General features: G+C 70.0%; 21 protein-coding genes. 7 read left to right on the top strand and 14 right to left on the bottom strand.

The genetic code is table 11. The features are described from left to right. Positions 1-150: 150 nt before the first annotated feature. The 3 genes from ACTWQN_RS25135 (at position 151) to ACTWQN_RS25145 (ending at position 1,950) form a co-directional block, all read left to right on the top strand. Positions 151-513 (top strand): type II toxin-antitoxin system RelE/ParE family toxin, encoded by a 363-nt coding sequence (locus ACTWQN_RS25135; RefSeq protein ID WP_443206018.1) that lies wholly within the window; start codon positions 151-153, stop codon positions 511-513. Further along, the gene (locus ACTWQN_RS25140; RefSeq protein WP_443206019.1) at positions 510-980 is read left to right on the top strand and encodes an XRE family transcriptional regulator; all 471 of its coding nucleotides are present in this window, start codon (positions 510-512) and stop codon (positions 978-980) included. Before ACTWQN_RS25135 ends, ACTWQN_RS25140 begins: the two co-directional genes overlap by 4 nt. Positions 981-1,101: 121 nt before the next feature. Continuing rightward, positions 1,102-1,950 (top strand): glycerophosphodiester phosphodiesterase, encoded by an 849-nt coding sequence (locus tag ACTWQN_RS25145; RefSeq protein ID WP_443206020.1) that lies wholly within the window; start codon positions 1,102-1,104, stop codon positions 1,948-1,950. Positions 1,951-1,998: 48 nt separating this feature from the next. Here ACTWQN_RS25145 and nudC read toward each other — a convergent pair whose 3' ends face one another. The 8 genes from nudC to ACTWQN_RS25185 form a co-directional block, all read right to left on the bottom strand. Then, positions 1,999-2,928 carry an NAD(+) diphosphatase gene (nudC, locus tag ACTWQN_RS25150; protein ID WP_443206021.1) on the bottom strand — a complete coding sequence of 310 codons (930 nt, stop codon included), beginning with the start codon at positions 2,926-2,928 and terminating at the stop codon, positions 1,999-2,001. 138 nt (positions 2,929-3,066) lie between these two features. Further along, the gene (locus tag ACTWQN_RS25155; protein ID WP_443206022.1) at positions 3,067-4,434 is read right to left on the bottom strand and encodes a M16 family metallopeptidase; all 1,368 of its coding nucleotides are present in this window, start codon (positions 4,432-4,434) and stop codon (positions 3,067-3,069) included. Beyond that, complete coding sequence (locus ACTWQN_RS25160; protein ID WP_443206023.1) at positions 4,431-5,759, bottom strand: M16 family metallopeptidase; 1,329 nt, start codon at positions 5,757-5,759, stop codon at positions 4,431-4,433. The genes ACTWQN_RS25155 and ACTWQN_RS25160 overlap by 4 nt, the downstream gene beginning before the upstream one ends. Positions 5,760-5,997: 238 nt before the next feature. Then, positions 5,998-6,819 (bottom strand): ESX secretion-associated protein EspG, encoded by an 822-nt coding sequence (locus tag ACTWQN_RS25165; RefSeq protein ID WP_443206024.1) that lies wholly within the window; start codon positions 6,817-6,819, stop codon positions 5,998-6,000. Between the two features lie 311 nt (positions 6,820-7,130). Beyond that, positions 7,131-8,546, bottom strand: a complete 1,416-nt coding sequence (locus ACTWQN_RS25170; protein ID WP_443206025.1) for a PPE domain-containing protein — start codon at positions 8,544-8,546, stop codon at positions 7,131-7,133. Between the two features lie 35 nt (positions 8,547-8,581). Beyond that, entirely contained in the window at positions 8,582-9,130 is a 549-nt protein-coding gene (locus ACTWQN_RS25175; protein ID WP_443206026.1) for a DUF3558 domain-containing protein, read from the bottom strand. A 2-nt stretch (positions 9,131-9,132) separates the two neighbouring features. Next, the gene (locus ACTWQN_RS25180; protein ID WP_443206027.1) at positions 9,133-9,537 is read right to left on the bottom strand and encodes a hypothetical protein; all 405 of its coding nucleotides are present in this window, start codon (positions 9,535-9,537) and stop codon (positions 9,133-9,135) included. Between the two features lie 208 nt (positions 9,538-9,745). Next, positions 9,746-11,365: a DUF2207 domain-containing protein gene (locus ACTWQN_RS25185; RefSeq protein ID WP_443206028.1), complete on the bottom strand. Its 1,620-nt coding sequence runs from the start codon at positions 11,363-11,365 to the stop codon at positions 9,746-9,748. A 144-nt stretch (positions 11,366-11,509) separates the two neighbouring features. On the opposite strand from ACTWQN_RS25185, the gene ACTWQN_RS25190 reads away from it, so the two are divergent. Then, the gene (locus tag ACTWQN_RS25190; protein WP_443206029.1) at positions 11,510-12,790 is read left to right on the top strand and encodes a neutral zinc metallopeptidase; all 1,281 of its coding nucleotides are present in this window, start codon (positions 11,510-11,512) and stop codon (positions 12,788-12,790) included. Between the two features lie 66 nt (positions 12,791-12,856). Here ACTWQN_RS25190 and ACTWQN_RS25195 read toward each other — a convergent pair whose 3' ends face one another. Further along, the gene (locus ACTWQN_RS25195; protein WP_443206030.1) at positions 12,857-13,285 is read right to left on the bottom strand and encodes a hypothetical protein; all 429 of its coding nucleotides are present in this window, start codon (positions 13,283-13,285) and stop codon (positions 12,857-12,859) included. 81 nt (positions 13,286-13,366) lie between these two features. Then, positions 13,367-14,359 (bottom strand): potassium channel family protein, encoded by a 993-nt coding sequence (locus tag ACTWQN_RS25200; protein ID WP_443206094.1) that lies wholly within the window; start codon positions 14,357-14,359, stop codon positions 13,367-13,369. Between the two features lie 260 nt (positions 14,360-14,619). Here ACTWQN_RS25200 and ACTWQN_RS25205 point away from each other — a divergent pair, with 260 nt between their 5' ends. Further along, a complete protein-coding gene (locus ACTWQN_RS25205) occupies positions 14,620-15,147 on the top strand; it encodes a hypothetical protein (RefSeq protein ID WP_443206031.1) in 528 nt (175 codons plus the stop codon). Between the two features lie 466 nt (positions 15,148-15,613). Here the strand turns inward: ACTWQN_RS25205 and ACTWQN_RS25210 are convergent, their stop codons facing one another. The 3 genes from ACTWQN_RS25210 to ACTWQN_RS25220 all read right to left on the bottom strand — a co-directional run bounded on the left by ACTWQN_RS25210 (position 15,614) and on the right by ACTWQN_RS25220 (position 22,765). Next, complete coding sequence (locus ACTWQN_RS25210) at positions 15,614-16,222, bottom strand: hypothetical protein (RefSeq protein WP_443206032.1); 609 nt, start codon at positions 16,220-16,222, stop codon at positions 15,614-15,616. A gap of 133 nt (positions 16,223-16,355) precedes the next feature. Continuing rightward, complete coding sequence (locus tag ACTWQN_RS25215) at positions 16,356-19,598, bottom strand: ATP-dependent helicase (protein WP_443206033.1); 3,243 nt, start codon at positions 19,596-19,598, stop codon at positions 16,356-16,358. Next, positions 19,595-22,765, bottom strand: a complete 3,171-nt coding sequence (locus tag ACTWQN_RS25220) for an ATP-dependent helicase (protein WP_443206034.1) — start codon at positions 22,763-22,765, stop codon at positions 19,595-19,597. The genes ACTWQN_RS25215 and ACTWQN_RS25220 overlap by 4 nt, the downstream gene beginning before the upstream one ends. Positions 22,766-22,963: 198 nt before the next feature. On the opposite strand from ACTWQN_RS25220, the gene ACTWQN_RS25225 reads away from it, so the two are divergent. Further along, positions 22,964-23,947 (top strand): chitinase, encoded by a 984-nt coding sequence (locus ACTWQN_RS25225; protein WP_443206035.1) that lies wholly within the window; start codon positions 22,964-22,966, stop codon positions 23,945-23,947. Positions 23,948-24,128: 181 nt separating this feature from the next. Continuing rightward, a complete protein-coding gene (locus ACTWQN_RS25230) occupies positions 24,129-24,416 on the top strand; it encodes an MGMT family protein (RefSeq protein ID WP_242182284.1) in 288 nt (95 codons plus the stop codon). Between the two features lie 112 nt (positions 24,417-24,528). Here ACTWQN_RS25230 and ACTWQN_RS25235 read toward each other — a convergent pair whose 3' ends face one another. Then, the gene (locus ACTWQN_RS25235; RefSeq protein WP_443206036.1) at positions 24,529-25,350 is read right to left on the bottom strand and encodes a uroporphyrinogen-III synthase; all 822 of its coding nucleotides are present in this window, start codon (positions 25,348-25,350) and stop codon (positions 24,529-24,531) included. Positions 25,351-25,461 lie beyond the last annotated feature (111 nt).

Here is a 25,461-nt window from a genome sequence, read left to right on the forward strand (position 1 = left end):
CATCTTCGCAGACACGCTCCCCCATTCGAGGCATACCCCAACACCTCATGTCGCGAGTCGACCACCCCAGCCGAGCGATTCGCACACACATTCGAGTCATGATCGAGCCGATACGCAGGTACTATGCTAAATATGCACTAGATTTGGATCATGACATGGCAGGTTGAAGCCCTACCGGAAGTCCTGGCGTGGATGCGGACCTTGGACAACCGGACCAGGGCAGGCATCGACGGCGCCGTGCAGGTGCTTTCCGCCGAAGGGCCGCGCCTCGGGCGACCGCTGGTAGACAAGATCAACAGGTCGAATCTGCACCATCTGAAAGAACTTCGACCCGGTTCCTCCGGCCACACCGAGGTACGGATCCTGTTCGCCTTCGACCCGAGGAGACACGCCATCTTGCTGGTAGCAGGCGACAAAGCAGAGCACTGGAACGCGTGGTACGAGAAGAACATCCCACTCGCTGAACGCCGATACGAAGACCACCTGCAGCGAATCGACGAGGAACTGCGATGACCACCATTCCCTGCGAGCAGACGCGGACCGAGCTGGACAAGACCGCGGAGGATCAGGCCCGCGCGGACGAGATCACCCGTGCTTGCATTGCGGTCCACCCGCTGGCCGAAGAAGATCAAGCAGGAGATCGGGAGGGATCAGCCATGACAATCCCGTGGGATGAAGTCCGGGAACAGCTCGGGATCACCCCAGAGCAGCAGGAGCTGGGCCGCCAGATCACCGAGGCTTACGTCACCGGGTATCGGTTGGCCGAGTTGCGGAAGAACGCCCAGGTCACGCAGATCGAACTCGCCAAGCGGATGGGCATCGGCCAGCCGCGAGTAAGCGCCATCGAACGTGGTGACATTGAGACGCTCACCGTGGCCAGCGTGCGTTGCTACGTAGAAGCGCTTGGCGGGACTTTGCGACTTGTAGCGCGCCTCGGCGACACCGACGTCGTTCTGCAGGTTCCCGAAACCGCTGCCTAGGCCCAACCGCCACCCGAATATGTTCGGGAAAACGGCATCGCGGGGCAAACCGCCCGATGCTCGCGCGCAATGATCTCCGGTCAACATGGCCTCCGCCCACACGAGTCGGAGGCCATGTTCCATGCTCAACCGAATCGCACGTCCCGTCGCGGCGCTGCTGATCACCTGCGCCGGTGTTCTCACCGCGGCCGGACCCGTTGCCGCAGAACCGAATCCGGACGTCACGGTGATCGCGCACCGCGGTTCATCCGGCATCGCCCCGGAGAACACCCGGGCCGCCATCGCAGCGGCGATCAAGCAGCGCGCCGACTTCGTCGAGATCGACGTCCAGCGCAGCAAGGACGGCCACCTGGTGAACTTCCACGACTGCACCATGGAGCGCACCACCGACGTGGAGCAGCGCTTCCCCGGTCGCCCGTCGTACCGCGTCTCCGACTTCACCTTGGCCGAGCTCCAGCAGCTCGACGCGGGTTCCTGGTTCGACGAGAGCTACGCCGGCGAGCCGATCATCACCGTGGCCGACGTGGTGTCGCAGGTCCGGGGTCGCACCGGGCTGCTCGCCGAGATCAGCCCTTGTGAGCACTACGACGGGATTCCGGAAGATCTCGCCGCTGAGCTCCGCGGCACCCCCGGCTACCTCGATGAGGCGCTGGCCGACGGGCAACTCGGGGTGCAGTCCTTCGAACTCGACGACGCGCAGCGGTTCCACGAACTGCTGCCCGAGGTGCCGATCGGCCTGCTCGACGCGCAGCGGCCAACCGATGCCGAGCTCGTCGCCCTGAGCGAATGGGCCGACCAGGTCAACACCGAGTCCAGCGTCACCGATGCGGCCCTGCTGGCCCGCGTCCACGAACTCGGCATGGCGAGCAACGTCTGGACCGTCAACGAACCCGGTCGGATGCGGCAGCTGCGCGACCTCGGCGTGGACGGGATCATCACCGATTTCCCGCAGTCCCTCACCCAGCGCTAGAGCTCCGATGAGCCGGTCGGGATCGCGTCCCGACCGGCTCATCGCGGATCAGTCGCGCGAGTGCGCCCAGCCGCGGATCATGCGGTAGGCGATGGAAACGCCCGGCGGTAACCGCAGGCCCTCGACCGCGTCGTCACCCTCGGCCGCCAGCGCCGCCCGAACCGTGTCGCGGTGCACCCAGCGGGCCTCCTCGATCTCCCCGTCGGCCGGGATCAGCGGCACTGCGGGGTCCGCGATCGCGGCGAAGCCCAGCATCAGCGACCGCGGGAACGGCCAGGGTTGGCTGCCGAGATACCGGATCTCGGAGACCTCGACCCCGACCTCCTCGGCCACCTCGCGTGCCACGCACGCCTCCAGCGATTCGCCGACCTCGACGAACCCGGCCAGCACCGAGTACCGGTGCGGCGGCCAGACCGGCTGGCGGGCCAACAGCACGTGGTCCGCGCCGTCGTGCACCAGGCAGATCACCGCCGGATCGGTGCGCGGGTACTCCTCGCGATCGCAACCCGTGCAGCGCCGCGCCCACCCGGCGCGCACCCGCGTGGTCGCCGCCCCGCACACCGCGCAGTACCGGGCGTTGTCGTGCCAACCGAGCAGTCCAACGGCGGTGGTGAACAGTCCCGCATCGGTGTCGTTAAGCAGACCGCCACCGGTGCGCAGATCACGCCAGCCGTCCTGGGCGCCGTCGTGATCGCTGCGCAGCGCCCAGTAGCTGACGTCGTCTTCAACGCCGAGCAGGACGGCGTTCGGGGCCGGGCGTTCGCCGAAGTCGCTCGCGGGATGCACCGCCAGGCGCGAATTCGCGTCGATCTGGGTGCGCCCCTTGGCGTCCACCAGCACCACTCGGCCGGTCGACCACAGTTCCGCCCCGCCGTCCGGGGAATCCCGCAGCGTCTCCCTCCGGTCCACAGTGGACCGGGACAGCAGCGGCGCGGCGTCCAGTTGGAAACCCGGACCGGCGAACACATCGGAAGTCATTTGCCTGCCTCATCGTCTAAGAACTCGCGCAGATCGGGCGTGACGAGCGCGGTCGTCAGGCAAGCGGCGTCAGCCGCTTGCCGCCACCCTCGCTACCCGCACCGCCGCGCGAACCAACCCGCGCACCCGCCAACCCGGTCATGGCAGCACCACGCCTCCGAGCAGCCGCAGCTGGTCGGCGAGCTTGTCGGCGTCCCCCACCACCACGCCGGTGAACGAGGTCGGGGCGAACAGCCGCGCCGCCTCCGCCACCTGCTCGACCGTCGTCGCCCGCAACCGCTCCGGGTGCAAGACCAGCCAATCCTGCGCGAGCCCGGCAGCGGCCAGCGCCGCGAGCGTGGAGGCCGTCCCGGACTGCGACGCGGTGGAGGTGAGCAGGCCGCCGATGGCGTACTGCCGGGCCGACTCGACCTCCGATTCGGTGGGCGGCACCAGCGCCAGCCGGGCCAGTTCGTACCGGGTCTCCAGCAGCGCGGCCGCGGTGACCTCGCTGGCGGTGTCGGCGTCCACGAGCAGCGTGCCGTTGCCCGGGGTGAACTCGAACGACGAGTGCGCACCGTAGGTGTAGCCCTTGTCCTCGCGGATGTTCTCCACCAGTCGCGAGGAGAAGTAGCCGCCGAAGACCAGGTTCGCGATCTGCAGGGCCGGGTACTGCGGGTCGGTGCGCGGCAGCGCCTGCGCCGAGAACCGCAGCTGCGACTGCACCGCGCCGGGCCGGTGCACCAGCCGGACATCGCCGCCGTGCACCGCGGGCAGCGACGGCAGCTCCCACGCGCTGTCCCCGGACTGCCAGTCGGCCAGGATGCGCGCGACGGCCGACACCGCCTGGTCCGGATCGATGTCGCCGACCAGCACCAGCACCGAGCCGCGCGGGAGCACCGCATCGCGGTGCAGGGCGCGGACCTCCTCGGCGTTGACCTCGGCGACGTCGTCGGCCTGCGGCACTTCGCGGACGAACGGGTGGTCGCCGTAGCGGTGCCGCTGCAGTTCCTCCCGCGCGATCACACGCGGCTGCGAGCGCGCGACGGTGATCCGCTCGACGAGCCGAGCGCGTTCCACGTCGACTTCCTCGTCGCGGTAAACCGCGCCGGTCAGCGCGTCGGCGAGCACGTCGAGCAGGGTGTCCAACCCGGTGGCGAGCGCGTCGCCGGAAATGCTGAGGCGCTCCGGATCGACGACCACGTTCAGATCGCCGCCGACCGCGGCCAGGTCGGTGTCCACCTGTACGCGGTTGCGCCGCTCGGTGCCGGTCAGCAGCGACTCCGCCAGCAGCTCGGCGCGCGCCGGGTGCTTCGGGTCCTCACCGGCGAACGGGATCCGCAACCGAAGTTCGACCATCGGGACCACGCCGTGCCGGGCCGCGATCACCCGCAGGCCGTTGTCCAGCACGGTGTCCACAGTGGCCGGTTGGCGGCCCGCGCGGGGCTCGCCGAGCGGTGGCAGCGGCCGGGGGCCGAGCTCGGTGCGGCCGATTTCCTCGGCGCTGCGGTGCGTCGCTTGGGTCATGCCGCACCTCCTGTCTCGTTCTCGTCGCCTGCGGGTTCGAGCTCCAGCACCGCACGCGCGTCGGCGCGCAGCGCCTTCGCGGCCGATGCGACGTCCTCCGCGCCGACCTCGCTGATCCGCTTCGGCAGCTCGGAGATCAGCTCGGCGCGGCCGTGCAGCAGTTCGGCGCTACCCAGGTCGAGGGTCCGGGAGACCACCCGGTCGTGTTCCCGGTGCAGGCTGGCCGCCCAGCGGGCCGTGACGCGGGACAGTTCCTCCGCGCTGGGACCGTCGGTGGCCAGCTTCTCCAACTCCTCGTCGATCGCACCGATCACCCGGTCCAGCCCCACCTCCGGCGTGTGGATCGCGGTGATGGTGAAGGTGTCCGGGTCGCGGGCGTCCAGCGTGGCGCCCATCAGGCCGCAGCCAGCGTGCACGTCGACGACCAGCGCGTCCTGGTAGACCAGGCGCTGCTGCAGGCGGGAGGCGTCCCCATCGGACAACACCGCCGCGAGGACCACGTTCGCCAGGTAGGCGTCGAGTTCGCCGACCGGGTCGGGCAGCCGGTAGCCCAGCGCGCCCGCGGGCAGCGGCGCGTGCTGGTCGGTGTGCTTGCCGCGCAGCTCACCGGACGGGAACGGCTCGGCGAACGACGGCCGCTGCGGGACATCGCGAGCCGGGACATCGCCGAAGTGCTTGTTGACCAGGTCGACGGTGCGCTCGACGTCGATGTCACCGGTGATGGTCAGCACCGCGTTGCCGGGGGCGTAGTAGGTGTCGAAGAAGGCGGCGCAGTCGTCGACGGTCGCCTGCTCCAGGTCGGTGAAATCGCCGTAGCCATTGTGGGCGTTCGCGAAGGTCGAATACAGCACCGGCGGCAGCAGGATCCACGGGAACCCGCCGTAGGGGCGGTTGAGGACGTTGAGCCGGATCTCCTCCTTGACCACGTCCACTTGGTTTCGCAGGTTCTCCTCGGTGATCTTCGGCGCCCGCATCCGGTCCGCTTCGAGGAACAGCGCCCGCTCCAGCGCCGCCGACGGCAGCACCTGGTAGTAGTCGGTGTAGTCCTGGTGCGTCGAACCGTTGAAGGTGCCGCCCGAGCCCTGCACGTGCCGGAAGTGCGCGAGTTTCTCCAGACTCTCGCTGCCCTGGAACATCAGATGCTCGAACAGGTGCGCAAAGCCGGTGCGCCCCTCCGGTTCCGAGCGGAAGCCCACGTCGTAGTGCACGCTGACACCGACCACAGGGGCCTGCCCTGACGACGCTGGGCCCGCTGCCGAGTCCGGTGCCAACACCACGCGCAGCCCATTGGGCAGAGTAACGCGATGCAGCTGGGGTTCGACCATGCCTTGCAGCCTACGTGCGCGCTGTCAAGCTGTGTGTGCCCCCTTCGCCACTCTTCGGCGTGTCGGGACGCCCCCCTCGAATGTGGGACGCCTCACAATGCCCGCCCTCGAACTCGTGCTGCGCAGCGCCGCGGATCGAAGACGGCGGCCCGACGCGGTGCCGATTGCGGTGCGAGTTGCGCAGGTGGCAGAAGACAGCAGGCGAGGAAGATCCCGGAGCGGATGGAGTTCTCCGGCCTCAACGCACCTGGGTTATTAGGGAGTCGATCTCGGTGCCGATCGTGCGCGCGTCCGCCGGGAGCAGGGCGAACACCTGCTCACCGCTACTGCCGCGCTCTACCCGGTTCAGGTAGCGGCCGTCCGGCTCCGGGTTGTCGAACCACGAAACGACCGGCGAGCGCTTCCGGCGGCCGTACCGGTCGCGGACGTTGGCCCCGAGCTGGCCGATGCGCACGTGCGGGGCCTTCCCGATCGCCTCGTAGAGCGCCACCTGTTGATCTCCGCTGCTGCCGCGGGTCGGGGTGGCGGACTGCATCACGCTCTGCTGCTGGTCGAAGTCGTCGGGCTGCTGCCGCACCAGCGAACTCTGCGGGACGCGCACCGGCCCTCGGTTTCCCGGTCGAGTGGGCGGCAAGGTCGCCAACAAGACCTGCGGCAGCGGCGTGTTCTCGTGCACCTCGACGGTCAGCATCCCGCCGCGCTGCGGGTCCTCGCTCGGCGTCTGCACCCCGAGGACGATCCGGTTCCCTTCGGCGAACACGGCGAGCGCCCGCCAGCAGTGGTCCGTACCTACCTGCGGGAACCACATCGAGTCGACCCACAGGTAAGGCGTCGCCAACGACTTGAGCGCGGCGACCAGCGGCGACACGACCTCGTCACCGGCGACGACCCCGGTCGCCGCCATCCGATCCAGTTCGGCCAGCGCGATCCGGCTGAACTGCTCGGCGGTGTACCCGGCCGAACGGCTGCTCAGCGGCAAGGTGAGACCATCGATCCGCAGGTACTTGAGCACGATGTCCAAGTGCACCGGCGAAAGCTGCCACCGCCCCAACACACTCACTGCACTTCTCCCTCGCGAGAGCCCGTCTTTGATCTTGTTCTCGAAGCGGCCAAGCCGCTCAGCCCACCTGCGCAGCCCGCGCCACCACGGGTTCGCACCGGCGTTCTCCGCGAGGCCCGCCTTGACATCCCTGGCTCGGCATCCCCGGCTCGGCATCCCCGGCTCGGCATCGCGGTATCGGCATGCGTGCTGTCGGGGCGGAAGGCTGCGTCTGAGGTTCCGACACGCACGACGAGTTCGAGGACAGGCGCTGAAACCGCCCGCCGCAGACCGGTGGTGGGGCCCACCGCCACCACCGATCGATCAGCTGGTCACTCCCCCAGCACCGGCGGGGCCGTCCTGGGCATGTCGTTCATCCAGACGTCGTCCTGCTCTTCGAGCCAGGACGGCCGCTCGTGGTCCTCGTCCTCGCCGCCCTGCCCGCGCTGACCAGCACCGCCCATGCCGCCCATCATGCCGCGACCGGCAGCAGCGCCCCGAGCACCCGCGGCACCTGCCGCGCCCGCCCCGACGCCACCACCGGCACCGAGACCACCGGCACCGGCCCGACCACCAGCGGCCATCCCGCTAGCACCACTCGCACCACCAGCGCCGATACCACCGGCCATGCCGCCGACCATCCCGGCACCGATGCCACCGGCTCCCGCGCCGGTGCCGATCCCGGCACCGCCACCGATGCCGGTGCTCGGCAGTCCGGTTCCCGGTCCGCCGGGCTGACCGGCCCACTGGCTGTCGGTTGCGGCTGGCGGGGTGTAGCCGCCGTAGTTGCCGGAACCACCACCGGAACCACCGCCGAACCCACCGACGCCGCCGCCCGGACCGTTGCCGAAGCCGATGCCACCGGGGTCGCGACCAGAACCAGCACCGCTCGGCCCGACGTTGCCCGGCCCGACGTTGCCCGGACCGACATTGCTGGGGCCGACATTGCTCGGCCCGACGTTGCTGGGCCCGACCTCACCGGGACCGACCTCGCCCCAGTCCGTGCGGTCCGGCGGAGTCACCGGGGGCGGCTCTTTGGTGGCACCGTCCGGGGCCTTGTACTGCGGCATCTTCGCGTCGACCTGGGTGAGCGTGGGGCTGTAGACGCGCGCCATCGTCTCCTGCGCGGCCTTCTCGGCCTGCTCCTGCTGCTCCATCTGAGCAAGCGCATTCATCCCACCACCGGCGAGCCCGAGCGGAATGGTGCTCGCGGCGGCCTCGCCCCAGCTGAACCCCTGCGGCTGCTCGACCATCTTCTTGGATTGGCCAGCGGCCTCGCCTGCGGCGTTGAGGTTGTTGCCGGTCATCTCGAAGGCGTCCGCACTGGCGATCATCCAGTCGGACGCGGGCTTTCCGACCTCTCGGGCGTTGCTCGCGGCTTCGCCTTGCCAACCACCGTCGACGATCTTGGCGATGTCCGCGGAGTAGTTCCTGCCCCGCTCGCGCAAGCCCTTGGCCAGATCGAGCCACGCCTGCGCAGATTCGCCGACCTTGCCCTGATCGATCGATTCCTGGTTCGTCTGGAAAATTTGCGCGTGGCTGAATCCCGACCAGTTCACGCACTGCGTGATCCCCGGCGGGTCGTAGCCGAGCACGTCCAGACCCGAGTTCTGCTGCGCCAGGTCAGCCTGCTGCTGGTGCGCGATCTGGGTGGCCTTCTCGCCCTGCTTCCTGCGCTCCTCTTCCGCGTAGCTCTCGTATCCGAAGACCTGGGAACCCGCGTCGTGGATGGTCTGCCAAAGTCCCATCACTTCCCCTGTCTACTCACTCCGGCCCTGTCTGCTCACTGCGGAAGGCGCGGCTCGATCTGACGCGCGATCTTCTCGGCCTCGCCACAGGGATCCGGCACGGAGTCGCGCATGATGCCAGCCACGTTCACATCGACGATTCCGCCACCAGCGCTGATGATCGCGGAGCAGATCCCCTGCCCGCCGGAACCAGCGGTGACGGCACGGGCCGCCTTTCGGCCATTGATGTCTATCTCGTCGAACTGCTCGAAGCTGTTCTTGCTGTACGCCTCGAAGTCCTCGGTCTCGTTCTTGCTGAGGGTCAGCAGCACATTCTCACCCTCGAAGTCGCAGCCGGGCTGCGACTCGACGGCGTTCGCCGGTCGGCCGGGGCCGGAAACGCCTGCGGCGCTGAGCTCTTCGGCCGTCAAGAACGAGCACGGGTCGAAGTCCGCCAAGCCAGAGCCAGACGCCGCGGAGGTCGGCGCAGACGTCTCTTCGCTCGTACCGGTCTCACCACCGCCACCGCTCGTACCACCTGAGCAGGCGGCTAGGCCGACCAACGCCAGACCCGCAACGCCAACGATCAAGGACCGGGAAACCATGCTCACTTAATACCTCGCTGCAAGTCGTCGGAGATCTGCTCGTCGGTCGCACGGTAATCTTTGGCCGCAGCGCGGAACGCGTCCGCCTGCTTCTTCAACTCGTCCTGCAGCTGACGGATCAGATCCACCGCGCCGCTGCCGGAGGCGGAAGCCTTGTCGATGAATCGCCGCGTCAGATCAGCGCCGTCCGGGTAATTCCCGAGGCCGCTGAGACGCGTCATCTGGTCCGCGTCACGCATCAGCCGAGCCAGCTCGCGGATCTCCTCTTCGCAGCGCTTGGCGGCGTTTTCGGCAACGGCCGGATCCAAGGCGAGCTTGCCCGCGCTGACCTGTTGGTTCATCCACTGCGTCTGGCCGCTGACCGCCTTGAGGCCTTCTCTTGCCGCGTCGAAGCCTGCACTTGTCATCCCAGACCCCTCTGGACTCTGCGATCTCCCCCATGAGCTGAGGACACTTTAGCCTGACGCAGGTGCAGGTGTAACAGTTCCCGGCAATCCAGACACCGCACGGACATCACCCGTTCGGCCGCAGGTCACGCGGCCATCACGGTCCGCCAGCCAGCGGTTGCGAGCAGTTACCCACCGGCAGGCAAATGCAGACCGGGCGGCGCCGGATTCAGTGCTTGACCGTTTCGTTCAGCTTCGACAGCAGAGCCGGGAAAGCAGCGCGGAAACGGCGCAGGTTCGTCGCCGAATCCGGGCTGCTGTACCAGTACAGCCCCGCAGCGCCGTCCGATGCCGGGTCGAGTTCGGCGAATTCCCCGAGCCAGCGGTCGGTTTCGTCCAGGACCACCGCGTACGGCAGCGACCGGGAGAACACCGTCTCGCGATCCGTCGCGGGTAGCGAATCCACCGAGACCTCGTGCAGGTAGCTGCGCAAACCGCGCACCTGCGCGACGAGCGCGCTGCCGCGCCTGGTCCGGGCCGGCATCAGGCGGGCGCTGAACATCATCGCGATGCCGCCGAGCACCACGCCGATGCCCAGCAGTGCCAACGAACTCGTCAGCGCCAGAGCCGCGGTGAGCGCCGCGCCGCCGACCGTGACGCCGATGCCGATCCACCAGAACCGGTTCCGGTCGGCGTCCGGGCGCCGGGCGAACCACTCCTTGTCCACGACCTCGGCGTACAGCGCGTCCCGGACTCGTTTGAGGTCGAGGCCGCGCAGTTGGGACAGCCGCACCTCCGCGGATTCGCCGATGAGCAGTTCGTAGACCGCGCGCTCGAACGGCCGCAGCGACTCGTCCGCCGGGTTGAGCCGCACGAATCGCCAGTCCTGGCCGGGTAGTTCCTCGATCCACAGGTAGTTGCGGACCGCCAGGTCGATGATCGTCGCGGTCACGTCGACCGGGTCCACCCGCTCGTCGATGACCGCGCCGATCTGGCCGGGCAGCACGCCGTCCGGCGAGGCGAACGTGATGGCACCGCGCGAATCGGTCATCAACACCTCGACCCGGCCGACGTCCTCGGCGAACGCCCGCTCGTCCCGACCGCGGGCGTACCAGACCAGGCCGAGGCCGCCGATGAGCAGCAGGCCGATGCCCACCAATCCCGCGGCTGTCGCGGGCGTCAGCGAAAACGCCCGCGCCAGGCTGAAGTACTCCTCGGTCACCGCATTGGCCGGTACGGTGCCCGCCGGGATCTTGAAGGTGATGTCCATCCGGTCGCCGGGCCGCAGCCCGTAGGTCAACGCGTGGACCGCCTGGGTGTGGGTGATCTCGAACCGCGCGCAGCGTTTCTCGCTGCCCGCCGGACCGGCCAGGCACATGATGTCCTGCGGAACCTTCGGGGACAGCAGCGACGCCACCTCGACACGGTCCACCGGAACGCTCCAGCCACCTGACACCTGCCACTGCACTTCCTGCAGGTCCCCGGCGTCTGCGACGGCGCCGCTGACGGCGTATTTCAGCGTGGACACACCAGGTTGCAGGGTCATGTGCACCTTGTCGGCGCCGACCTGGACCGTGCCGCCGTCCAGCGTCGCAGCGGAGATGGTGAAGACCCGATCCGTGTCAGCACCGGCGGATTGCCGCAACGGCATATCGCGTTCGATCGGCTGACCAGGTGGAACGGTGATCTGCTCGGTGACCGACACCAGGCCGTCGCGCTCCAGCTTGAGGTGCAGCGTGCTGGAAACCGCGCCAGGCAACGAATCGACTGGTTGTTCCTGCGCGGCCGCTGCGGGCGCGCCGACTAGCAGTCCGACCAGTGCCGCGGTCAGTCCCCATTTGGTCAACACGGCCCGAACCCTAGCGGTCCGCGGATAAGCTCTGGACCGCAACGGGCGCGATCAACATGAGAAAGTTCTCAGGACATGACGGACCGGTTGCAGTGCTCCGAATCCGACCGAACCGTCCACAGTAGACTTCCGCGAGGAAAACGCATGACGCAGCCGCCCTGGCCACCGCCGCCGCGCGGTCCGCAACCGCCGCGACAGCCCTGGCCACCGCAGCAACCGCCGCAACCTCGCGGTCCGCAACCACCGCAAGCCCCCCGGCAGCAGTCCCCAGGACCGTGGCCACCAGCCGGTCCGCAGCAGCCACCGCGCGGATCGCTGCCGGGCCCGCCGGGTTCCCGCCCCCCGTCGCGGCCGGTCGCACCGCCGCCGGTGGCTCGCCCGCTGCCGCAGCAGACCACCGCGCGCCTCACCGCGATCCCGCCGGTGCAGGCACCACCGCAGCAGATTCCGCCCCAGCTGCCGCCGATGCGCCCACCGCAGCGCAAAGGCAGTGGTGGTGTCGTGCTCGCGCTGGTTCTCGTGGGGGTCGCACTGCTCGGGGTGGGCACGATCGGTGCGCTCGCGGCCTCGGTCTCCAGCGACAGCGCGTCCGACTACGACACCAGCGCGACCGAGACGTCGGCTGCCGAGTCCAGCAGCAGCGAAACGTCCAGCGCCGAGATGTCCAGCAGCGCGGAAACCACCACGGCGGAGGACAGCACGGACGGCGAAGCCGAGCCGGTGGCGGCACTCGGTGACAACCCGATCAACATCGCTGGCAACGGCGCGATGACCACGTCGTGCGACCTGCCCACCTTCGACACCGATGTGGCCTCGCAGGACGCCTTCTACCAAGCCGCCCTGCCCTGCCTGATGGAAGCGTGGACCCCGGCGCTGCAGGCCGCGGATCTGCCGGTCGAGATGCCGAGCGTCATCACCACCGGGGACAGCGTCGACAGCCCGTGCGGCACCCGGATGTGGAACCAAACGGCCATGTACTGCCCCGGCAACCACACGATCTACATGACCGCGCGGTACTACGCCGAGGTGGAGAACCGCACCGATGCCGGGGCCTACCTCGGGCAGTTCGCCCACGAATTCGGCCACGCGCTGCAGGGCATGACCGGGATCAGCGGCGCCTACGGCAATGCCTCGTACGACGCGGGGGGCAGCACCACGTCAGCCGGTCTGGAGCTGACCCGGCGCTCGGAACTGCAGGCGACCTGCTTCGAGGGCATGTCGTTGGCCGCGCTGCAAAACGGCGGTGTCAGCAACGACTACATCTTCCCGGCGCTGGAGGACTCGGCCTCGCGCGGCGACGAGAACAGCAACGTGCCCGATCACGGGAGCAAGGCGACCAACAACGCCTGGGTCCAGCAGGGCTTCGGCAAGAACCGGGTCACCGAGTGCAACACGTGGCTGGCCGCCCCGTCCGACGTCGACTAGGTGGGATGGGCGATTTCGCGCGAAATCGCCTGGCTCGCCACGCGGAATGACGTCAACGGCAGTTTCTCAGGACCGGCGGAGCATCAGGCCGTAGCCGCCGCCAGCGACGGCGGCGAGCGTCAGCAGCACCCAGTGCGCGCGCTGCGCCAGGTCGCCGAGTTCGGAGTCGCTCGCCTGCGCCGGGCGGACCACGAAGTCCTGGGCCGGATCGGCCGGTACCTGCACCGCCAACTGCTGGCCGGGGATGTGCCCGCAACCGTCGAACGGCGCTTGCCGCAGCACACCGTCGATTCGGACCTCGACGATGTCTCCGGCAGCCTGCGCACCGCACGGCCGCGACTCGACGACGGTGGCCGTCGCCGGGCGCATCGCGGTCCGCTCCTGGCCCGCGGCCGTCACCAACGGCCACAGCGTCACGGCGACCACCACGACGCCGAGCATGCCCAGGACAAGCAGGATCGACGCCACCGACGCCGAACCTCGTTGCCTACCCACGGCGTCGATATTCCCAGAAACGGGGTCGGGCGGTTGCGGGGTCACCCCGAGCGGTCGCCGGATGACCGACCGTGCGCCGGATCAGGCCTCCGCGGGGGTCACTTTCTTGACGTAGAGCAGCCGGTCGCCCGCCTCGATCGCGTCGGCTTCCGGCGCGTCCACCCGGTACAGCTGACCGTCGCGCACCACGCCGAGCACGATGTCCGAGAGGTGCCGGGGCGAGCCGCCGATCTCCTGCGACTCGACCTCGCGCTCGGCGATCGCCAAACCGACGTCCGGGGTCAGCAGGTCTTCGAACATCGCCACCACCGACGGCGTCGAGGTCGCCATGCCCAGCAACCGGCCCGCCGTCTCGCTGGAGACCACCACGGAATCCGCGCCGGACTGCCGCAGCAGGTGCACGTTCTCGGCCTCCCGAACGGCCGCGACGATCTGCGCCTTCGGTGCGAGCTCCCGCGCGGTCAGGGTGACGAGCACCGCGGTGTCGTCCCGCGCGGGCGCCACCACGATCGCGCGGGCGCGCGGCACACCGGCGACCCGCAGCACGTCCGAGCGCGTGCCGGAGCCGTTGACGGTGACCAGGCCTTGCGCGGATGCGGCTTCCAGCGCGTGCTGGTTGGTGTCGACGACCACGATGCGGCCGGGCTCGGCGCCCTCGCCGACCAGTGCGGTGACCGCCGAACGGCCCTTGGTTCCGAATCCGATGACGACCACGTGGTCGCGCACCTTGGACCTCCAGCGTTGGATCTTGAACGCCTGCCGGGAGCGCTCGGTGAGCACTTCCAGTGTGGTACCGACCAGCACGATCAGGAACAGCACTCGAAGCGGCGTGATAATCAGCACATTCACCAGCCGCGCCTGCGGGGTGATCGGGGTGATGTCGCCGTAGCCCGTGGTGGACAGCGACACCGTGGCGTAGTACAGGGCATCCAGCAAATCCAGTTCGCCGCCTGCGGCGTCCCGGTAGCCGGTCCGACCGAAGTACACGATGAGCACCGTGGCGGTCAGCGCCAGGATCGCGCCGATGATCCGGCGGACGATCGACCGGACCGGGCTGCTGGTGGTGCCCGGCATCCGGATCACGCCGACGAGCGCGTGGTCGGGCCGGTTGGTCAATTCCTCCTCGTCGGAGCGCCCACCGATGAAGGGGTGCGCCAAATTCTTGGGACCGCGCCGCATCATGACCTGTGCTCCCCGGCTTGGTGACCGCTACGGCGCAGAACAGTAACGCTTCCGCCCGAACCGGGTGCGATGTGCACCGGTGTTCGGCTATGGCTCTTGCAGGTCGGAAGACCGCGTCTGGATATTCGGGTGCGTCGTTTTACCATGCTTCGGTGCAGCAGCTTCAGCACGCGGCCCGTGCCCTGGGTTGGGACGGCCAGCTGATCCCGGACGTCGAGGTGCTCGGCACGCGGTTCGCCGCCGTGGCGCGCATCCGGCACGACGTCCACCAGTGGCGCAGCCACCACGGCTGGGCGCCCGAGCTCAACCCGACCTGGTTCCGCTCCTGGTCCGAGCCCCGCACGCACGATCAACTGCCGGTGGCGGCCGTCGATCTGCTCGGGATCCTGGTGCCGGTGTCGCGCGCCCGGCACGCGCTGCAGGCGTGCGGGACGTTGCTGACGTTGGCGCCGTGCGTCGTCGTGCTGCCCGCGAACTACCCGTACCGGCCGTGGTCGATGCTCGAACTCGACTACTACGGCGTCGGGGTGGTCAACGCCGGTTCCGAGGGACCTGCCGAGTTGGTGATCGCCCCGGAGGACCGGACCGCCGAGTTCGGGTCGTCGATGTTCGGCCGCTGGCTGTTGGAGGTCCTCTACTCGAAGCTCCTGGAACATCCGCAGCTGACCGAGAACGCCTAGCCGGACAGCGAATGCCTGTCTTTGGTCTTGTTCTTTGAAGCGGCGTAGCCGTTACCCCACCTACGCAGCTTGCACCGCCGCAAGTTCGCAGAACCTGCCTTTGGTCTTGTTCTTTGAAGCGGCGCCAGCCGCTTAGCCCACCCACGCAACTTGCACCGCCGCGGGTTCTCAGAGGCCTTCTCGCGAGGACAGCCCCGACGTGGTGTCGGCATACATGAGTCGGGGATCCCGGAGACGAGAAGACCTCTGAGAGTCTGTCTTCGAACTCGTCCTGCTTCGCGGTGCGGGTGGCAGACCTGGCGATTTCGCGCGAAAACGCCACCCGCCCCGCCTCGGAGCCAGCGGATTCGCGCGAAAGCGCCCACCTCACCCGAGGCGAACGGCCCGACACGACCACTTCAAAAACAGGCACTGAGGTTCCGCCACCCGCACCGCGAGAGCAAAACGACCACAAGAAAATTCTCGATCAGGCCAGCAGGTATTCGTGCCAGTTGAGGCCTGTTGGGTTCCAGCGCATGCCGCGCCCCTCCTTCAGCGCGCGCAACGCCTGCATCGTGTGCGGCCAGCGGCGGATCGCGTTCGCCAGCGCGACCGGGGCCATCAGGTCGGCGGTGCGCCGGTGGTCGCCGGGGCCGAGCAGCGCGATACCGCCGGGCGTGGAGATGATGTCGGTCAGCGAAACCTGCCCGTTCAGCGCGGCCTGCTCGACGCTGAGGATGGTGTGCGGCTGCAGTTCGGTCGGCCAGCTGTTGCGGTCGATGTCCGAGGCCACCGGCTGTTCGCAGCTGCCGCATTCGCACTCGAACTCGCTGGCCCAGCCGTGCTGCTTCCACGACCACACCGCGGCACCGCCGGTGTCCAGCTCGGACAGCGCGGCGACGTGCGGCCAGGCGCCGACCACGGCGCTGAGCATCGTCCGCTTCGACGGCCGCGGGGTTTGGCCGGGACCGTCGAAGGACCAGCCTCCTTCCGCATCGCGGTGCACCCGCACCAGCGGGGCCCGCATCGCCAGGACGTCGGTGTCCACCTGCACTTCGGATTCCGGCGGTGTGCTGAGCTTCCAGTCCGTGTTCATCGCGGGCATAGTCGTCCGCCGCGCGCCGCGATCTCAAGCTCCGCCACCCGAACGTGTAAGGATCTCCGCATCCAAGGTGATCTTCAGGCGAGCGGAACCGCCCGAACCGGCCGGGAGCCCCGTTCGCCTGGTTTCAGCCGGGGGCCGGGACTTCTGCGATGAGGGTTCGAATGCCTTCGCCATCGAGGAGGTCGGCTGGGCGCAGGGTGTGGTCGTGGCGCACGTAGTGGAAGGCCGCCCGGACCTTCTCCATCGGGGTGCCGGACAGCTCCGCCCAGGCCAGCCGGTACGCCGCGAGCTGCACCGACAGCGCGGGAACCTGGTCACCGTCGGGCACCGCGCCGGTCTTCCAGTCGACCACGGTCCAGCCGCCGTCGGCGTCGGCGAACACCGCGTCCATCCGGCCGCGCACAACCACGCCTTCGACCTGGGTCTCGAACGGCACCTCGACGCGGTGCGGGGTGCGGTCGGCCCAGGAACCGGCGAGGAATGCCTCCTGCAGTGCCGCCAGGTCCTCGTGCACCGGCGCCGAATCGTCGGCGGCGCCGGGCAGTTCGTCGATGTCCAGCAGCGCGGTCGAGGTGAACCGGTGCTCCAGCCAAGCGTGGAACGCGGTGCCTCGGCGAGTCATCGGATTCGGCGGGAACGGCAGCGGACGGCGCAGCCGCCGGGCGAGGCCGTCGGCGTCACTGGCCAGTTCGACGAGCTGGCTCACCGACAGGTGCTCGGGCAACCGCACCTGCTCGCGCCGCCGCGCCGCCGCCGCGCGTTCGGCCAGCAGCACGTCGACGTCCCTGGTCCAGCCGTCCTCGTCGTCCTCCGACTCCAACTCGTCCACAGTAGACAAAGCGGCTCGGACGAGTTCCGCGCCTTCGGCCACCGCTGCCCGGCGCGGGCCAAGCGGGTCGACCGGCCACTGCTCGCACCGCACCGCCTCGGCCAGCGGGTTCGTCGCGTCCTCGTCCGGTTCCGGTGTCCAGAGGTCGACCACACCGGCCCCGGACTCGTGCAGCACCCCGGCCAACTGCCGCAGGAAGTCCGACGGCCCCTTGGGTCTGTCGCCGTTCTCGCCCCACCAGTGCCCGGACAGCAGCAAGGTCCGCTCCGAGCGCGTCACCGCGACGTAGAGCAGCCGCCGTTCCTCGGCGAGCCGCCGCTGCTCGAACTCCTCGTCGTGGATCCCCAGCACCTCGGTGAGTTCCTTGCGGTCCAGGCCCGCGAGCCGGTCGACGTCCAGCCGGGGCAGGTCTTGGGCGTCACCGCGCAGTTCGGCGGGCAGTTCGGTGACCGACCGAAGCCACGACGACGACTTCCGCTTGCCGGGGAAGACGTCGTTCACCAGGTGCGGCACGGCGACCACCTGCCACTCCAGCCCCTTGGCGGCGTGCACGGTGAGCACCTGGACCCGGTCTTCGGCCACCTCGACCTCGCCCGGTTCCAGGCCGTCCTCGGCACGTTCGGCGGTTTGGAGGTAGTCCAGCAGCGCGGGCAGCGTGGCCGACGGGCTCGCGGTGGCGAAGTCGGTGACCACGTCGGCGAAGGCGTCCAGGTGGATCCGGCCCGGGCCCACCAACCGCGCCATGCTCTCGATGTCCAGCAGCAGCGTCCGTTCGACATCGGCGACGAGTTCCGGCAGCGGCTGGTCCAGTCGTCGCCGCAGGACGGCGAGTTCTCCGCCCAGGCGCCGGATGCGTTGATATCCGGCGGCCGAATAGCGCTGCGCGTCACCCGGGTCGTCGAGGGCGTCCACCAGCCCGGCCTGCTCGGCGTTCTCGCCCGGCAGCGCCGCGGTGACCACGGCGGAGGGATCGGCGGACTCCGGTGCGCCGTAGGCCTGGGCACCGAGTTCCCGCGCGCGGTCCCACAGGGCGGCGATGTCCGCCGCCCCGAGCCGCCAACGCGAGCCGGTGAGCAGTCGCATCGCGGCCGTTCCGGCGAGCGGGTCGACCAGCAGTCGCAGCGCGCTGACCAGGTCGCGCACCTCGGCCTCGTCGAGCAGTCCGCCGAGACCGACGACTTCGACCGGCAGCCCGCGGTCCCGCAACGCCACCGCGAGCTCGGCCATGTCGGCGCGCCGACGCACCAGCACCGCCGCGGTCGGTGGCCGGCCGGTTTCGTCCATCGCGGCCTGCCACTGCGCGGTCACCTGGTCGGCGACCCAGTCGCGCTCCGCCCGCACCTGCTCGGTCAGCGCCAGCCGGATGTCTCCGGCACCGGCACCATCCCTGGCGCGCAGTTCGTCGACTTCCAGCCCGGTGCTGCGCAGCGGTCCCGAGACCGCGTTGGCGACCTGCAGGACTTCCGGCGGATTGCGGAAGCTGGTCAGCAGCCCGTACCGGTGCGCAGGGGCCTGGTGGTCGACGTCGATGCGCGGGAAGTCGGTGGTGAAGCGCGGGAGGTTCGCCGCGCTCGCGCCGCGCCAGCCGTAGATGGCCTGCGCCGGGTCGCCGACCGCCGTCACCGGCAGCGGGTCGCCCTCGCCGAACAGCGATCGCAGCAGAACCCGTTGCGCGTGCCCGGTGTCCTGGTATTCGTCCAGCAGCACGGCGCCGTAGCGGGCGCGTTCGCCGTCGACGACCTCGGGATGTCCGGCGGCCAGCAGCGCGGCCAGCGACATCTGGTCGGCGAAGTCCATCGCGCCTTCGCGCCGCTTGCGCTGCGCGTACTCCTCGACCAGCGGCAGCAGCGCAACCCGCAACCGTTGCGCGGCAACGACTCTCACCAGGTCCTGCGGCACGTTCGCGCGCTGCCCCTTGGCCCGTGGCGCGTTCTCGACCGCCTCGCAGAGCTTTTCGGCGTGCGCGCGCAGCTCGTCCGGGCTCACCAGGTGTTCGGCGAGCTCTCCGGCCAGCGCCAGCAGGTAACCGGTCACTGTGGACGGGACCTTGTCGGTTTCGATGTCCTCGGTCCAGGTCGCGACCACTCGGTGCGCCAGCTGCCAGGACGCCGTCTGGGTCAGCAGCCGGGCGCCCGGCTCCACCGGCACCCGCAGGCCGTGTTCGGCGACCAGCCGCCCCGCATAGGCGTGGTAGGTCAACACCGTGGGGTCTTCGGTGAGCACCGCGGACCGCAGTTGCCCACTGGGATCCACCTCGTCCAGCAGCCCCGACCCGGCGAGTCGGCGCAGCCGGGCGCGCACCCGGTCGGCGAGTTGCCGGGCGGCCTTGCGGGTGAACGTCAGGCCGAGGATGCGCTCCGGAGTCGCCAGCCGGTTGGCGACCAGCCACACCACCCGGGCGGCCATCGTCTCGGTCTTGCCCGCACCCGCACCCGCCACGACCAGCGCCGGTTCGGCCGGTGCTGCGATCACCGCGGCCTGTTCCGGGGTGGGCGGGTGCAGTCCGAGCGCCTGGGCGATGCGGTGCGGACTGATCACTGGGCGACCTGCCTTCCGGCAGGGTGGACGGGGCAGCAGGTGCGCGCCGGGCAGCGCGGGCAGTCGGAGTTCTCGCTTGCCACGTAAGCAGGTCCGAGGCTGGATGCGGCAGCGGTGTGCACCACGTCGAGCCACACCCGGATGCGGTCGGCGTCCAACGCCTGCTGGGTTCGTTCGGTCGCCGCCCCCTTGCGGTCGGACTTGGCGACGTAGAGCAGCCGAGCGCCGCCGGGCTCGTCGCTGCCGCCGAACGCGCCCAGCGCCGCCGCCAGCTGGTACACCGCGAGCTGCGGGTGCTCCTCGGCGTCACCCTTGCTGACCGGGGTCTTCCCGGTCTTGACGTCGACCACCACCGGCCGCCCCTGGGCGTCGGCCTCCAGCCGGTCGACGCGGCCGCGCAGCCGCAGCCACGGGCCACCCGACTGTCCCGGAACCGTCAGGTCCAGGTCCTTCTCCACACCGATCTGGGTGAGTTCGGCCCGCGACTGCACCAGCCAGGTCAGGAACGCGTCGAGCATCTGCTGCACGCGCTTGCGTTCCTTGCGGGAGAACCACGGCGCACCGGCGTCCACCGACTCCCACGCGTCGTCGAGCGCCTTGTGCAGTTGCGCGGCGTCCGCGCCGTCGGCGGCGGCCTGCACGAGCGCGTGCACGAGAGTTCCCGTGATGGCGGCGAGTTCTGCGGTGTCCTGGCCGCCGTGCCGCTCGACCAGCCAACGCAGCGGACAGTTGGCCAAGATGTCCACAGTGGATGGTGAAACTCGGACCGGTTCGTCGCCGGTCACCAGCGGCGCCGAACTGGAGCTCTCCGGCAGGCCGTACCAGGTGTCCGGGCTCGCCCCCGGCACCCCGGCGGCGGCCAGCCGCGCGAGCTGCGCCGCGGCGCGCTCCCGCCGCTTCGGCTCGGTCTCCGCATCGCACACCACCCGGCGCAACTCGCCGACCAGATCCGCGAGCGCCAGACCGCGTTCCGGGCGGGCGATCGGGCGCTCCACCGCATCCGGATCGCTGACCACGCCCTCCAACTCGTCCAGGAACCGCGACGGCTGCTCGTCCTCGCCGCGAACCGCGCTGACCAGCAGGTTCCGCCGCGCCCGGCTCGCCGCCACCAGCAGCAACCGGCGCTCCTCGGCCAACAGCGGCGCGGTCGCCGACACCCGCTCGGCGTCCACTCCGGACAGCACGTCGACCAGTCGCTCGACGCCCAGCAGCGAGCCGCGCAGCCGCAGGTCGGGCCAGACGCCCTCCTGCACGCCGGGGATCGCCACGACCTCCCACTCCTGGCCGCTGGCGGCATGCGCGGTCAGCACCGACACCGCGTTGTCCCTGGGTGCGGTGGGCGCCAGCGAACTGCCCGCGATCTGCTGGCTGGTCAGGTAGTCGGCGAAACCGGCGACATCCGCACCCGGCAACCGGTCGACGTACTGGGCCGCCGCGTCGAACAGCGACACCACGGCATCCAGATCGCGGTCCGCCTGCGCACCGGCCACACCGTGCCGCTCGGACTGCGCGACCCAGCGCTTCTCCAGGCCGCTGGCCTTCCACACCCGCCACAGGGTGTCTTCGACGGTGTGCCCGGCGGCCACCGAGTCGGCCGCGGTGCGCAGCAGGCCGCTGATGCGCCGGGCGGGTGCGGCGGCGGAGTCCTCCAGAGCCGCGAGCCGGTCGCCGTCCTGCAGCACCTCGACCAGCAGGTCACCGCTGGCGCGGCTGCCGCCCGCGGCGACCTCCAGGCGGCGCAGGCCCCGGCGCAACCGCCGCAGCGCGAGCGGGTCGGCGCCGCCCAGCGGCGAGGCGAGCAGTTCGGCGGCGGCGTCCGCGTCGAGCGCCTGCGGGCGCGCCGCGCAGCGCAGCAGTGTCAACAGTGGACGGATCGCATTGCGCCCCGCCAGCGGCAGATCGTCGACCGGCAGCGCGATCGGCACCCCGGCGGCCAGCAACGCCCGGCGCAGCACCGGAAGCGACAGACCGGTCGACCGCACCACCACGGCCATGTCCGACCAGGCGATCTCGTCGAGCAGATGCGCGCGGCGGAGCTGATCGGCTACCCACGCGGCTTCTTGCGCTTCGGTGGCCAGCAGTCGCACCTGGACCGTTCCACCGTGTCCGGTGTCGGACTCGACCAGCTCGCGCTGCGGGCCCGCGCCCGGCAGCCGCGCGGCCAGCCGCCGCACCGCTTCGCGGACCGCTTTGGACATCCGGTGATCGACCGTCAGCACCGCGGTGTTCGTGCCGTCCCGGTCGGCGTCCAGCAGGCAGCGCGGATCGGCGCCGCGGAAGGCGTACACCGCCTGGTCGGGGTCACCGGCGAGGACGAACTCGGCGGCGGTGTCGCCGAGCCGCCGGATCAGCCAGTACTGCTGCGGGTCCAGGTGCTGTGCGTCGTCCACCAGCAGGTACCGCACCCGGTCCTGTTCGGTCGCCAGCAGCCCCGGGTCCGTGTCGAACGCCAGCAGCGCCGATCCGACCAGTTCCGCGGCGTCCAGCGCCGGAGCCTGCCCACCTCCGGTCCCGCGCAGCAGCGTGACCTGCTCGTACTGCCGGGCGAACCGGCCAGCGGCGATCCATTCCGGACGGTCGTGCTGGCGGCCGAAGGCGATCAGCCGCTCGGGTCCGACACCGCGTTCGGCGGCGCGCAGCAGCAGATCGCGCAGTTCCTCGGCGAAACCGGGGACGGTCAACGCCGGTCGCAACGCCTCCGGCCAGTCCTTGGCACCGGTTTCGACGTCACCGGCCAGCAGTTCGCGCACCAACGCGTCCTGGTCCGGGCCGTTGAGCAGCTGCGGCGGCGGCAGTTCGTCCCGCACCGCCTGCAACCGCAGCACCGCGAAGGCGTAGGAGTGGACGGTCCTGACCAGCGGCTGCGGCGCGGTCCGCTGCTCAGCCGAAGATCCGGTCAGCAGTCGGGTGATCTCGGTGCGCATCCAGCCCGCCGCACGCCGGTTCGCGGTTAGCACCAGGACGTTTTCCGGCGACACCCCCCGGTTCTGGATGCGCTCGGCGGCCAGCTGCGCGATCAGCGTGCTCTTCCCGGTGCCGGGTCCACCGAGGACCCGCAGGAAGCCGCCGGGGTGCGAAAGCGCCCGGTGTCCGGCGGCGTCCCAGGTCCGCTGCCGCCGAGCTGGTTCGGCTCGGCGAACGAGGACGGGCGCGGTCGGGGATGGCACGCACCGATGGAACCACGCGCTGGCGACAAGGTCGTGAACGGCTCGCTGATAGCGCCCGCTCAACCGGGAATTAACTGAACCTTTTGGTGGTACAAACCAATTTTGATCTCTGGCAGGGTCCTGATCGTCACCGGCCCGATGGGCCTGTGACCTGCGAAAGCGCGCCCCCCGAGCGCGATGGACCCCGAAGGAGGAACCGTGAGCAAGGTCCGCAAGAGCCTGCTTACCTGTGCCGCGGCCGCCGCGGCGTTGACCCTCGGTGCCGTGCCCGCACTGAGCGCCCAGGCCCCCGCCACGACCCCGAAAGCGGCCGCCGCACCGGTCGCCGCCTCGCCCTACCTGTACAACGGCTGGGGCAGCCCACCAGCGGTCGGCGAGGTGATGAGCGCGACCGGGATCAAGGACTTCACCCTGGCGTTCATCCTCTCCGATGGCACCTGCAACCCCGCCTGGGACGGCACCCGTCCGCTGGACGGCCAGGACAAGGCCACCATCGACGCGGTCCGCGCCGGTGGCGGCGACGTCGTGCCGTCCATCGGCGGCTACTCCGGCAGCAAGCTCGGTGAGGTCTGCCAGGACCCGCAGTCGCTGGCCGCCGCCTACCAGGAGGTGATCGACGCCTACGGGCTGAAGGCCATCGACATCGACATCGAGGCCTCGGAGTTCGACAACCCCGCCTCGCAGGACCGGGTGCTGGAGGCGCTGAAGATCGCCAAGGAGGCCAACCCCGGCCTGCTGACGGTCGTCACCTTCCCGACCCTGGTCAGCGGCCCGAACGAGGTGGGCCAGCGAATGATCAGCCGCGCCAACGAAATCGGCGCCAACGTCGACGTGTGGACGCAGATGCCGTTCAACTTCGGCGGCTCGGACATGGCGGCCGACACCATCACCTCCACGGAGGCGCTGAAGGAGCTGCTCAAGAGCACCTTCGGCTACAGCGACGCGGAGGCCTACGCGCACACCGGCATCTCGTCGATGAACGGCCAGACCGACACCGGGGAGACCGTCAGCCAGGCGGCGTTCCAGCAGATGGCCGACTACGCCAAGCAGAACGGCCTCGGCCGCTTCACCTTCTGGTCGGTCAACCGGGACCGCCCGTGCGACGGTGCGCCGGACGCCTGCGGCGGCATCGACCAGCAGCCGTGGGACTTCACCAAGATCGTGGCCGGTTTCCAGGGCTGACGGTCAGCTGTTCGGCGGCTCGTGGGTGAAAAACCGGTTCTCACCAGAACAATCACCCACGAACCGGATGGCGTGGGTGCGTTGGGGCGTGTTGGCGGCCCAGCGCACCCACGGTCGTCACCGGCCTGCCGCGGTGCGACGTCGCAGGTCGCGGTCGGCGCGGTGCGGTACTTTCGGGCTCGTGGACGAGGAGACGGTGGAGCAGGTGCGGGCCGTGGTGGCGTCGATCCCGCCCGGATCGGTGCTGTCCTACGGCGACGTCGCCGAGTTGGCGGGCCTGCGCTCGGCTCGGCTGGTGGGCCGCATCCTCGCCGAGGACGGTGGCGACCTGCCGTGGCACCGCGTGCTGCGCTCCAACGGCACCGTCGCCGACCACCTGCGCCAGCGCCAACTGGAACTGCTGCGAGCCGAAGGCGTGCTCGCCGACGGAGCCCGCGTCGACCTCCGCCGCTACCGCTGGGGAGCCTGATCCACAAAGGCTCGTCGCGGCCGAACGGTGAATTTCCCGGTTTTGCCGGGATCCGAACACGCCTCCTGGTGAAATCACCAGCGCGGCACCAAGTCCGATATGGACACTAGGGCTACCGCACCGCGTGCTTCGGGAGTTCGTCGGCGACGAGGCGCACCAGGGACACCGTGCGAGCTCGCTCCGGCATCACGTACGGCAGCCCTGCCGCATCGATCGGCGCCGCCGTGACCGGGCCGACGCAGGCGATGAAAACCTTGTCGCGCAACGCTTCCCGGAATTGCGCCCCGCACCCGGTCCGGTCGGCGCGAGCCAGCAGGTTGGTCGCGGCTGGCGCACTGGTCAGCGGCAGCGCATCGACCTCACCGCGCAGCACCGCATCGATCAACCGGTCCAGCGCGGCGAGGTCCACCGGATCCGTCCAGCGGTAGACGGTCACCGGCACCACCTCGGCACCGGCCGCCCGCAGCGCTTCGCGGAAGCCCAGCATCGGGTCACCGTGCACCTGGACGACGATCCGCTTCCCCTCCACGCGCTGCTCCAGCAAGTACGCCAAGACCTCCGCGGACTCCTCCGCCGGAGACGTCCAGGACTCCACCAACCCGGCACCCCGAACCGCGCCGCGCGCCTTGGCACCCCGCGCCACCACCTCGGCCGAACGCAGGTGCGCCAGCAGCCGATCACCGAGGCCGCCCAGCTGCGCGGCCTCGATCCATCCCCGGAACCCGACACCGGTGATCGCGACGACGTAGTCCACCGGGGCGGCCAGCACCGCCTCGATGGCGGCGGCCAGCTCGCCGTCCTCGGGCAACGGCACCGTGTGCATCGCCGCGCCGTACAGCACCCGCGCCCCCCGGCGCGCGAACAACTCGCCGATCTCCGCGGCCTTGCGCTCCGCTGTCACGCCGACGGTGAAGCCGCTCAACACTCCCTGCACCGCCCAATCGTCACACAGCGCGGGGCACCGCCGTGGGACAGCTGAGGTGCACCTCACCCCGATCGCACGCGGCCACGCACCACAGGGCACAACGAGTTCGAAGGCGGAGCT

This window comes from Saccharopolyspora antiqui, assembly GCF_052246905.1.
Taxonomy (GTDB): domain Bacteria; phylum Actinomycetota; class Actinomycetes; order Mycobacteriales; family Pseudonocardiaceae; genus Saccharopolyspora.

Coding starts and splice junctions, on each gene's coding strand:
- nudC (WP_443206021.1), bottom strand. CDS start 2,928: ATGACTTCCGATGTGTTCGCCGGTCCGGGTTTCCAACTGGACGCCGCG.
- ACTWQN_RS25180 (WP_443206027.1), bottom strand. CDS start 9,537: ATGACAAGTGCAGGCTTCGACGCGGCAAGAGAAGGCCTCAAGGCGGTC.
- ACTWQN_RS25210 (WP_443206032.1), bottom strand. CDS start 16,222: ATGAACACGGACTGGAAGCTCAGCACACCGCCGGAATCCGAAGTGCAG.
- ACTWQN_RS25170 (WP_443206025.1), bottom strand. CDS start 8,546: ATGGGACTTTGGCAGACCATCCACGACGCGGGTTCCCAGGTCTTCGGA.
- ACTWQN_RS25145 (WP_443206020.1), top strand. CDS start 1,102: ATGCTCAACCGAATCGCACGTCCCGTCGCGGCGCTGCTGATCACCTGC.
- ACTWQN_RS25135 (WP_443206018.1), top strand. CDS start 151: ATGACATGGCAGGTTGAAGCCCTACCGGAAGTCCTGGCGTGGATGCGG.
- ACTWQN_RS25155 (WP_443206022.1), bottom strand. CDS start 4,434: ATGACCCAAGCGACGCACCGCAGCGCCGAGGAAATCGGCCGCACCGAG.
- ACTWQN_RS25200 (WP_443206094.1), bottom strand. CDS start 14,359: ATGCCGGGCACCACCAGCAGCCCGGTCCGGTCGATCGTCCGCCGGATC.
- ACTWQN_RS25160 (WP_443206023.1), bottom strand. CDS start 5,759: ATGGTCGAACCCCAGCTGCATCGCGTTACTCTGCCCAATGGGCTGCGC.
- ACTWQN_RS25140 (WP_443206019.1), top strand. CDS start 510: ATGACCACCATTCCCTGCGAGCAGACGCGGACCGAGCTGGACAAGACC.
- ACTWQN_RS25190 (WP_443206029.1), top strand. CDS start 11,510: ATGACGCAGCCGCCCTGGCCACCGCCGCCGCGCGGTCCGCAACCGCCG.
- ACTWQN_RS25175 (WP_443206026.1), bottom strand. CDS start 9,130: ATGGTTTCCCGGTCCTTGATCGTTGGCGTTGCGGGTCTGGCGTTGGTC.